Here is a 10,586-nt window from a genome sequence, read left to right on the forward strand (position 1 = left end):
GAAGTATTTATATCTTTTGTTGCTCCAAACCCATAGAGTCCCATTGTTTGAGATAAATCCACATATAAACTACCACCCTTTAATCTACCTACATAATTAAGTTGATTTTTTATATTAGAAGTTGTTCTACTAGAAACTTCTATTTTTAGATCATTAATAAAATCATTTTTAGATTTTATGCTTAAATTTGTTTCAAAACTTACTTTACCTTGCCCTACTCTTCCTAAAACTCTACTTAGTTTATACGTTGTCAAAGTTGAATTTCCACTTGATTTTATAGGCTTTACAATACCAGATATTGTTGTTAAATATTTTGAGTAACTATAGGAAACTCCAGCACTCCAAAATCCAAAAGGAATATTATATGACCCTGAAATAGATTTATTATATTTAAATGAATCATCTCCATCTAAATTTTTACTTCCGTTTATACTTAAAGTATCATTTCCAATAAAATCTCCTGTTCTCAATGATAGGTTTAGTTTTTCTTTTCCTGTAGATTTTTGTCCTAAATTATCATATCCTAAAGTAATCCCTGAAAAATTTCTCTTATTTTCAATTGAAACAATTGATTTCCCAGATTCACCTCCAGGGACCAAATCCATTTTTGCATTGTTATAAACAACATTATTTAGATTAGATATCCCTTGTTCTAACTCAAATAAATTTAAATATTCTCCTTTTTTAGTTGGGAATGCCATATAAATTTTCATTCTGTCTCTAAAACTTAGATCATTATAAATAATATTTTCTATTGTTCCTGGAATAACTTTAAGTTTTAATTTTCCATTTGCCAAACTTTGATCTAAAGGTATTGTTACCTTTGTAGTTACATAACCTCTTTTTATATATTCATTTGTAATTTCCCCTACCAATTCATATATTTCTTCCATCCCTATTTTTTTCTCCATATATTTAGAAGCTATCTTTTGTTTAGTTTTTTCATCTAACAAAATAGCTCCTTCTAAGATTAACTTCTTTATTTCATATTTTTTTTCTCCCATTTTTTTTATTTGTGGTGTTGCTTTTTCTTCTTTTTTTAAAAGTTCTGTCCTCAATAATTCTTGTATTTTTTCTTCTTTTTCTCTTTTTTGTTGTACTTCAAATTCATTTCTAGCATCTCTAACTTGACTAACTATATCATTAGACATAGCTACATTATTTATTAATAAAACTCCAACAAAGAAAAAAACCGTCTTTTTTTTCATTTTTCCACTCCTATAATTATTATTTTATGCTATTTTGTCTTACAATCATTAAAAACCCTATAAATTACTGTTTTATTCTCCCCAAAAAAAAAGGCTATAAAATTAATTATAGCTGGCTGCCATTTCAAAAAACCTATAGTTTTTCGTCCCTTAATTTTAATAGTTCGCCATTCTATTAAAAAAAAATAATTTTTAAAGCAGAACATTAACATGTTTTAATTATATGTTTAATGTTTTTTCTATATAATATATATATACATTACAAGCGTAATTCTACCACAACTTACCCATAATTAATAATTAAAAAATACTAAAGTTAAAAGTTTTTTTAAATAAAAAAGAGCAAAACTAAAGTTCTGCTCTAACTATTATTTTATGGTGCCACCTGCCGGAGTCGAACCGGCTACCTCTACCTTACCATGGTACTGCTCTACCTAGTGAGCTAAGGCGGCAAAATGCTACTTTAAGGTAGCAATTATTTGAAATATTTCATTGGGTTTATAGGAGTCCCATATTTTCTTATTTCATAGTGAAGATGTGGCCCTGTCACCCGTCCTGTTTTTCCACTTTCAGCAATAAGCTGACCTCTATTTACCCTTTGACCTTTTTTTACTTTTATCTTATTTAGATGTGCATATCTAGTTTCATAGCCTTTAGAATGTTTAATAATAACTATCTTACCATATCCACTCATCCATCCAGCGTATGTTACTGTTCCATTTTCTGAAGCCTTTACACTTACATAGTGAGCTCTCAAATCTACACCCATATGACCTATCCACCTTTTTAATACAGGATGAAATCTTCTACCATAGGGACTTGTAACCCCTTTCCATGGTACTGGCCAATATACATCAAACCCTTTTTTTTTCCTTGTAATTTTAGCTAGATCTACCTTAGGATTGTTTATTATTAACACCTGATTCAAACGAACTGTATTCGATGTTAAATTATTGGTAGTTTTTAATTCTCTTACACTTTTCCCAAACTTTGAAGCTATCTTTGATAGTGAATCTCCTTTAGAAACCTTATAAGTTATAGAGTTTCCTCTAGTAATTTTAAGTTTTTCTCCAATTTTTAGATATTTCCCCATATTAGGGTTATTATATTTTAAAACCGTTTGTGACTGCCCAAATTTATTAGCAATTCCACCTAATGTATCTCCTGATTTCACTTTATAATATGTTATCTCAGCTCTCCTTTTTGATTCTTCTTGTACTTTTTCACTTACAATAGTATATTGTTTTTCATACACTTTAAAGTCCGAACTAAGTAGCTGGTAACCACCGTTGTCTGCTTCTGATTCAGTATAATAATCTGTAAATTCACTCAAGTTAACAACTTCTTTTTCTAATTTTTTGATAGTATTATACCCTAAAAATACATTAAATATCAATAAAATTATGAGAAGCTTTTTTATTTTTTTATTCAATTTTTCGCTTCTCCTTTCGAATAATAATTTAATAAGTCATCGTTAGTTTTTGTTTTCTTTATTGTATCTATTAGTTGTTTTGAACTCTCAGCAGAACTAAGTTTGCTAAGGTATGTCCGAATTTTCCAAATTATCGATAATTTTTTATCTTCAATTAATAATTCCTCTTTTCTTGTCCCTGATCTTTTTATATCTATTGCTGGATATATTCTTAGTTCAGCTAAAGTCCTATCTAGATGAATATCCATATTTCCAGTTCCTTTGAATTCTTCAAAGATAACGTCATCCATCCTACTTCCAGTATCTACCAAAGCTGTTGCTAGAATTGTTAAACTTCCACCACCACGAATGTTTCTTGCTGACCCAAAAAATTTCTTTGGATAATATAAAGCTGTTGGGTCTATTCCTCCAGATATAAGTTTACCACTAGATGGTATCACAATATTATAGGCTCTTGCAAGTCTTGTTATTGAATCCATTAGGATCACAATATCTTTGCCATCTTCTAGTATTCTTTTAGCTTTATCTAAAACCATTTCTGTTACTTTAATATGATTTTTCGGATCCTCATCAAAGGTAGATGAAAAAACTGTAGCTCCACAAACAGTTTCCTTTATGTCTGTTACTTCTTCTGGTCTTTCATCTATAAGTAATATCCATACTTCTAACCCTTTATTGTTCTTTATTATACTATTAGCAATATTACTTATAAGCATAGTCTTACCAGCTTTAGGAGGTGCTACAATAAGACCTCTCTGTCCTTTTCCAAGTGGCGCTATCAGATCAATAATCCTTCCTGAGACATCTCCATCTCCACCTAAAATTATTTTTTCATCTGGATATGCAGGGGTTAACTCATCAAATGGTACACGATTTTCTGCTTTTTCTAAGTTATCACCATTTATTAGAAGTATTTTTCTCATGGCATAATTTTTTTCTGTCCCTACTGGGACTCTAGCTTCACCTAAAACTATATCACCATTTCTAACTTTAAATTTTTTAATCTGTGTAGAAGATATATATACATCTTTTTCCACATTAGTTTCACGAAGAAAACCGTACCCATCAGCAAATACTTCGATTTTACCCCAAGCAATGGTATGCCCATCGCTTTCCCTTATGTATTCACCTATTTTTTCAATCAATTCCAATTTTTTATATTCATAAGATTTATCTATGTTCAATTTTTTAGCTATCTCCCTCAATTCTAATAGGAGTAATCCACTTAAATCTGTCAAATTCATCATCACCTTTTTATATATAGTATATACATCGCTACAAAATAAACCATTCCAATAATATATGTATCATATCTTCTTTTTTTCTTCTTAAACATAACTCCCATCATAAATACCAACAATATTAGCATAGAAAATATAGCTGTCAACTTATGAAATTCAGTTAATGATTGATATATATTTTTATCCCTTAAAAATAAGTCTGTAATAAATATAATCATTATATTAAATATATTACTTCCGAGTAAATTCCCAGCTGCCATATCATACGATTTTAATTTAATAGCTTCGATACTTACAGTCAATTCCGGTAAAGATGTTGCTAACGCTATCAGTAGAAGACCTACAAAAGATTTACCTAATTGTATTCCAAAGAATGGTGTACCAGCAATCTTATCTCCTACAAAACTAAGTACCGTTCCTAAAACAACTACAAAAAACGCATTTATTATAAATCCTTTTTTTGCTTGTGGAAGTGTAATTTTTCCTTCTTCTATCTCATGAAATCCTTTTACTTCTTCCTCTAATTTTTCACTAAATACATCATTTTTTTGATGTTCATAGATATAAATAGACTTCATAGCTATAAAGTAAACTCCTAAGATCATCAATGAAAATAAACTGATATTCATTATTCCTTCTGTTGGAAATAAAAATCCTAATAAAAATATTAATGTTAAAATTATAGCCCAAAACCCAGCCATAAAATTTTTAGTACTTACCTTAGATGAAAAAGAAGTTGATCTTAATACAAATATATCAACTATAAATACTACAAATATATTAAACAAGTTACTTCCAAATATATTAGAAACTGCCATTTGAGGATTTCCCATAAGAGTAGCACTGATACTTGTAACCATCTCTGGCAAGGAAGTTACTGCAGCTAGCATTACTATCCCTATCCAAGATTTTTCTATGCCCATCAAGTCTCCTATGGCATCCCCATATAAACTTAATTTTTTTCCAACTATTATTATAAATCCTGCTAATATCACAAAGATTAATATATATAACATTTTATCACCTCTATTTTATGCTAACTCTCCGTATAAAGTCCATGTTTTTGCCATTACAATTTTAACATCCACAAAGGTTCCTTTTAAAGAACTGTTCCCTTCAAAAATAACTACTTTATTTGCACTTATTCTTCCTGTCATCTTTTTCTCATTTCTATGACTAGGTCCTTCTACTAAAACTTTTACAGTTTTCCCCACATAACTCAAACTACATTCCTTTGCATTTTCATTTTGAACTTCCATGAGTCTTTGTAATCTTGATTTTTTTACTTCTTCTGGAATTTGTTCTTCCATAGTTGCTGCTGGAGTTCCTTCTCTAATAGAATACATAAACATATATGCATTCTCATAATTAATCTGTTTAATTAAATCCATAGTATCTAAAAAATCATCCTCTGTCTCACCAGGAAAGCCTACTATAATATCTGTAGTAAGAGATATATCTGGAAGTGCTGTTTTTATTCTTTCTACTAAAGCTAAATAATCTTCTCTACTATATTTTCTATTCATAGCTTTTAACATTTTAGTCGATCCTGACTGAACTGGTAGATGCATATTTCTAGCTATTTTTTCTGGATATTTAACCGCTACTTCTAATACGTCTAAACTTAGATCCTTTGGATGAGGAGATACATATCTAATCCAATATTCACCCTGAATTTGACAAATTTCATTTAACAATTTAGCAAAATTAATTTCATCGCTATCCACAAAATCTTTACCATAAGAATTTACGTTCTGTCCCAATAATAATATATCCTTATATCCTTTTTCTACATATTTTCTTACATCGTTTACTATATCTTCCATAGGAACTGATCTTTCACGCCCCCTTACATATGGAACTATACAGTATGTACAAAAATTATTACAACCATAGTTTATAGCTACAGAAGCTGAAATTCCATCTCCAAAGTTAGCATCTATTCTTGGAGGTAATTCATCTTCTTTATCAGTCAATACTGCGTGTTCCACCTCACCTTTTAATATCTTTTCCATAATTTCCGGCAATTGTGCTATATTTTGATTCCCGATAACTATATCTACATGAGGTGCTCTCTCTAAGATATGCGCTTTTTCTTCTTGAGCTACACAACCTGTTACCCCTATTATCATCTTTGTCTTTCTAGCATTTTTTATAGTTTTTAAGTTTCCTAATTTTCCCTCTATTCTCCCTGCTGCTCCACCTCTTACAGTACATGTATTTAAAAATACAGCATCTGAATCATGGATGTCATCAGTCATTTCATATCCATTTCCCTCTAATAATTTTTTCATCTTTGCTGTCTCATTTACATTCATTTGACAACCATATGTTATAATTGTTGCTTTTTTCTTTGTCATTTTTCTTCCTCCATCTAGCATTTCTTACATACAATCAAGCATTTTATATTGTATCATAATACTTAACTTTACTCAATTGTCACTAGGTTTTAAATTAATTTTTTTAACTATTTAAATACTTCTCCAGCTTCTAAATACCAAAGTAATAGATCAAAATGATCCATAGGAATTTTTATCTCTTTACAACATCTTTCAATTTTTTTTTCTATTTCTAAATATTTTTTAGACGTTATAGTTTTAGGAATTTCATCTATCACTCCTAACCTCATTATATTTTTCAATATATGTCTGTCTAGGATAGCTATTTCATCACCAAATCCTATATTTCTAAGGAAATGACTGGCCTCTTTATACCCTATTCCCTTAATATTTTTTACTAGCCAAATTCTTTTTTCAAATACGTCACCGATCTTATCAACTAACGTCTTAGTAACTATCCTTCCATCTTCATCTTTCATAAATTCACGAAGGATAACCAAATTCTTTGCTTTTGTATTTTTAAACCTTACCACATTTAGATACGGTATCAAATCTTCTTCTATCCCGGTCCAAAATACCCCAGCATTTCGCATTCCATCTATTGCTTTTTCTGCTCCTCTAGCCTTAGATTGAGGTGTCAGAATGCAAAAAGCTAGTTCTACATGGACATCTTCATTATTTCCATTAAACCATATTGACTTATATTCATCTATCCTAGCTTCAATTAATGGTTTTATCTTACTGTATACTTCTCTTATCTCCAATAAATATTTAGTATCCACCTATAACCCCTCCTATTATTTACTATGTCTAAAATTAATTATACTAGTTTTGTTCTAAATTTTCTTGTTTTTTCCTTTTAATCTTAAATTTAAGATTGATTTCATCAACAACAGCATATAATATATCAATATATCAACACATTTATCATTTATTTAATTTATTAAAATTTGACACACTATGCTTATCTGCGTATAATGTAATGTACAGAATATAAAATTTTAGGAGGCGATAGTTTTGGTTGGTAGACAAATTTCCCTAGATAGGGCTAAAGAACTTAAAGGTACCATAAATGATTATTTAATAGCAAAAGAGGATATACCAACTGGTATGAATAAAGATGTAAGGGAACAGTTTAAACTTTCAAAAGCGATTCTTTTAAAGCATTTTGATGCTACTGAAAAGGAATGGAATGACTTTAAATGGCAACTTTCAAATAGAATTACAGATGTCAAAACTTTGAGTCTAATTTTAGATTTAACTGAAGAGGAAAAGAAAGAAATTCAAAGTGTAGGAGATAAATATAGATGGGCAATTTCACCATACTACGCTTGTTTATTAGATCCAAAAGATAAATATGATCCTATTAGACTACTTAGTATCCCTGCATCTATTGAATTAGATAACAACTCTGGAGATGCCGATCCCATGGGAGAAGAGCACACTAACCCTGCTGGAACTATAACTAGAAGATACCCAGATAGACTTATCATAAATACAACTAATGAGTGTGCAATGTATTGCAGACATTGTCAAAGAAGAAGAAACATCGGTGAGAATGATAGTGCTACTCACGATAAAGATCTTTTAGAATCAATTGAATATATCAGAAACAACTCTGAAATTAGAGATGTTTTACTTACTGGAGGAGATGTTTTAGCACTATCTGACTCTCGATTAGAATGGATCTTAGCTGAGCTTAGAACTATTCCTCATGTAGAAATTATTAGATTAGGTAGTAGAACCCCAGTTACTTTACCACAAAGGATAACTGATGAGTTAGTTAATATGATAAACAAATATCATCCTATCTATTTAAATACTCATTTCAACCATCCAAAGGAAATAACTCCTGAAGCTAAAGCTGCATGTGAAAAGTTAGCTAATAATGGAATTCCTTTAGGAAACCAAGCTGTTTTATTAAATGGTATAAACAATGATAAATTTGTAATGAGACTTATGAATCAAGAGTTATTAAAGATAAGATGTAGACCTTATTATATCTTCCATGCAAAACATGTTCAAGGAACTGAACATTTCAATACATCTATCGATGATGGATTAGAAATCATGGAATATTTAAGAGGATTTACTTCTGGTATGGCTATCCCAACTTATATTGTTAATGCACCAAAAGGACAAGGTAAAACACCTTTAATGCCTCAATATATGTTATCTCGTGGAACTAATTATGTTATGATCAGAACTTGGGAAGGTAAAGTAATCAAATATGAAAATCATCCTACAAAAAATATAAAAGAAATCTATTAATTAAAATTCTCATTGTTAGCTGATCTCAGTCAGCTAACTTTTTTATTTATAGGGAAGTATGTCCATTTAAAAATGACATCACATTGCTTTTTTTAAGATCTTGTGGTAATATAGATGAAATCAATTCTCATATATTTTCTTAATAAGGAAGAAAGTTTCTACTAGCTACCGTAAATAGCTAACTATGAGTGTAATTTTAAGATTAATATTTTCTTATTAATTTCACTCAATATGAGGTGTTTAAAACATTTTTGGAGGTTTAATTATGAAGATATTACATGATATTATATTAAAAGATGGATTAGCTTTATCAGACTCAATCTTAAAAGTCGATTCATTTGTTAATCATCAGATAGATCCTAAACTCATGAATCAAGTTGGAAAAGAGTTTGTTAAGAGATTCCAAGGGGTAAAGATAGACAAAGTTTTAACTATAGAAGCTTCTGGGATAGCTCCTGCTATGATTACAGCTTTAGAACTAGGTGTCCCTATGGTATTTGCTAAAAAACACAAACCCATTACCATGGACAAATTTTACTCTACCACTGTATATTCATTTACAAAGCAAACTAATTACAATTTAACTGTTTCTAAAGAATTTATACATGAAGGGGAAAATATCCTTCTAATTGATGACTTTTTATCTGCAGGAAATGCTATTTTAGGTCTTAAAGACATTGTAAACCAAGGTGGAGCAAATATTGTAGGAGTAGGTATTGTTATTGAAAAAGGATTTAAAGAGGGAAGAACAAATCTTCTAAAAGAAGGATTCCGTTTAGAATCATTAGCTATCGTTGAAAAAATGGAAAAAGGTAAGATTACATTAAACGAAATTAAATAAGTTTTTAAATAATAAAGAATTCCTCTGTACTGACACCAGTATAGAGGAATTCTTTATTTAACCTATAATATTTTTAATTTTTTTAGCTAAACCTTCTAATTTTTTACTAGGACTTCCACATATTGCAATTCTTATCCCATGGGCTACTTGAATTGGATATATATTTTCACAATTCAATTTTTCCAAACTTTCACTAATTTTTTCTTCCTCTATCTTTAATGTAATAAAAAAACCTTCCTTATATGGATAAACTTTTAAATCTACTTCACAAGCTTCTTCTAAAAATATCTTAGACCTTTTCTCCAATAATTTTACATAGCCATCTCTTTCTTCTACTAATTTATCCTTTAAAATCTTATTTTCTTGGATAGTTGAAAATAATTTCATTCCACCCTTAGGAACATTTGACCATATCCCACGGCAGGTAAATTCGTTGGCTCTCATATAGTCATCTACATTTTTCTTTTCATTTGAGATAAATACACTTCCTCCTACACGAAGACCATATTTAGTCAATGTCTTAGAACAGCTAAATGCAAATACAACTAAATTTTTATGAGATAACTGTGTAAAACTTTCCATATATTTACGACTTTCCTTATATCCTTTTACAGCATAATCTATATAAGCAATATCATTCAAAAGAATATAGTTTCCATCTTTAGATAGATCATTCATAACTTTTACAATACTTTCCCATTCAGATTCAGTCATAGAATAACCTGTAGGATTGTGACATGGGTCATTTATTATAGCCAAAACTTTGCCTTGCGTTTTCATTATTTCATATGATTTTTCTTTAAAACTTTCAATATTAAATTCATCTTTTTCATTGAATAGTTCATAAGTTTCTATATTTAAACCATGTTCTTTTGCCATTATTTTATAAGGACCCCAACCAATATTTGGAATAAGTAAAGTTTCTCCCGGATCCAATATATTTTTTAAGGTAGAACTCACAGATCCAGACCCACCAGGAGTAGCTATAGCTCCTACATTGAATTTCTCCTCGTGCTCACCTAATACCCATGACTTTATCTCTTTCAGATAATCGTTATTTCCAATAAATGACTCTGCATATGGTGCAATATCCATATTATCTAATTTTTTATATACTTCACTTACAGAATCAAAAATGGTAAATTTACCATTTTCATCACAAAGAGCTCCTATTGTTGCATCTATTACATTATCTTCTCCAAACTTAATCTTGGCATCCTTGGCTTTTTTTACCATTGTGAATACCGTATCTAC

9 protein-coding genes, 1 tRNA gene and 1 riboswitch are annotated in these 10,586 nt (G+C 29.7%); of the genes, 2 read left to right on the forward strand and 8 right to left on the reverse strand.

All coding sequences use genetic code 11. The annotated features are described in order from the left end of the window. From WBG30_RS01290 to WBG30_RS01320, 7 genes are all read right to left on the reverse strand, one after another. Window positions 1-1,208: ShlB/FhaC/HecB family hemolysin secretion/activation protein (locus WBG30_RS01290; protein WP_424502834.1), on the reverse strand; the 1,208-nt coding region annotated here is incomplete at its 3' end. A 376-nt stretch (window positions 1,209-1,584) separates the two neighbouring features. After that, window positions 1,585-1,660, reverse strand: a tRNA-Thr gene (locus WBG30_RS01295). 23 nt (window positions 1,661-1,683) lie between these two features. After that, window positions 1,684-2,640 (reverse strand): peptidoglycan DD-metalloendopeptidase family protein, encoded by a 957-nt coding sequence (locus tag WBG30_RS01300; protein ID WP_424502835.1) that lies wholly within the window; start codon window positions 2,638-2,640, stop codon window positions 1,684-1,686. Then, window positions 2,637-3,878, reverse strand: coding sequence for a transcription termination factor Rho (gene rho / locus WBG30_RS01305; protein WP_424502836.1), 1,242 nt, complete (start codon window positions 3,876-3,878; stop codon window positions 2,637-2,639). The genes WBG30_RS01300 and rho overlap by 4 nt, the downstream gene beginning before the upstream one ends. An 8-nt stretch (window positions 3,879-3,886) precedes the next feature. Further along, entirely contained in the window at window positions 3,887-4,897 is a 1,011-nt protein-coding gene (locus WBG30_RS01310; RefSeq protein WP_424502837.1) for a sodium:calcium antiporter, read from the reverse strand. A gap of 15 nt (window positions 4,898-4,912) precedes the next feature. Continuing rightward, window positions 4,913-6,241 carry a tRNA (N6-isopentenyl adenosine(37)-C2)-methylthiotransferase MiaB gene (gene miaB, locus WBG30_RS01315; RefSeq protein WP_424502838.1) on the reverse strand — a complete coding sequence of 443 codons (1,329 nt, stop codon included), beginning with the start codon at window positions 6,239-6,241 and terminating at the stop codon, window positions 4,913-4,915. Window positions 6,242-6,348: 107 nt separating this feature from the next. After that, the gene (locus tag WBG30_RS01320; RefSeq protein ID WP_424502839.1) at window positions 6,349-7,002 is read right to left on the reverse strand and encodes an N-glycosylase/DNA lyase; all 654 of its coding nucleotides are present in this window, start codon (window positions 7,000-7,002) and stop codon (window positions 6,349-6,351) included. Window positions 7,003-7,237: 235 nt separating this feature from the next. Here WBG30_RS01320 and eam point away from each other — a divergent pair, with 235 nt between their 5' ends. Further along, a complete protein-coding gene (gene eam / locus WBG30_RS01325; RefSeq protein ID WP_424502840.1) occupies window positions 7,238-8,491 on the forward strand; it encodes a glutamate 2,3-aminomutase in 1,254 nt (417 codons plus the stop codon). Window positions 8,492-8,598: 107 nt separating this feature from the next. After that, window positions 8,599-8,696: riboswitch (purine riboswitch) on the forward strand. Between the two features lie 60 nt (window positions 8,697-8,756). Beyond that, window positions 8,757-9,332, forward strand: a complete 576-nt coding sequence (locus tag WBG30_RS01330) for a xanthine phosphoribosyltransferase (RefSeq protein ID WP_424502841.1) — start codon at window positions 8,757-8,759, stop codon at window positions 9,330-9,332. A 57-nt stretch (window positions 9,333-9,389) separates the two neighbouring features. Here the strand turns inward: WBG30_RS01330 and WBG30_RS01335 are convergent. Further along, on the reverse strand, window positions 9,390-10,586 hold a 1,197-nt coding region (locus WBG30_RS01335), incomplete at its 5' end, for an aminotransferase class I/II-fold pyridoxal phosphate-dependent enzyme (RefSeq protein WP_424502842.1).

The organism is Psychrilyobacter sp., assembly GCF_049671765.1.
Lineage (GTDB): Bacteria > Fusobacteriota > Fusobacteriia > Fusobacteriales > Fusobacteriaceae > Psychrilyobacter.

What these genes read in the sequence shown, in the direction of transcription:
- miaB (WP_424502838.1), bottom strand. Translation starts at nt 6,241, where the DNA reads ATGACAAAGAAAAAAGCAACAATTATAACATATGGTTGTCAAATGAAT.
- WBG30_RS01330 (WP_424502841.1), top strand. Translation starts at nt 8,757, where the DNA reads ATGAAGATATTACATGATATTATATTAAAAGATGGATTAGCTTTATCA.
- WBG30_RS01310 (WP_424502837.1), bottom strand. Translation starts at nt 4,897, where the DNA reads ATGTTATATATATTAATCTTTGTGATATTAGCAGGATTTATAATAATA.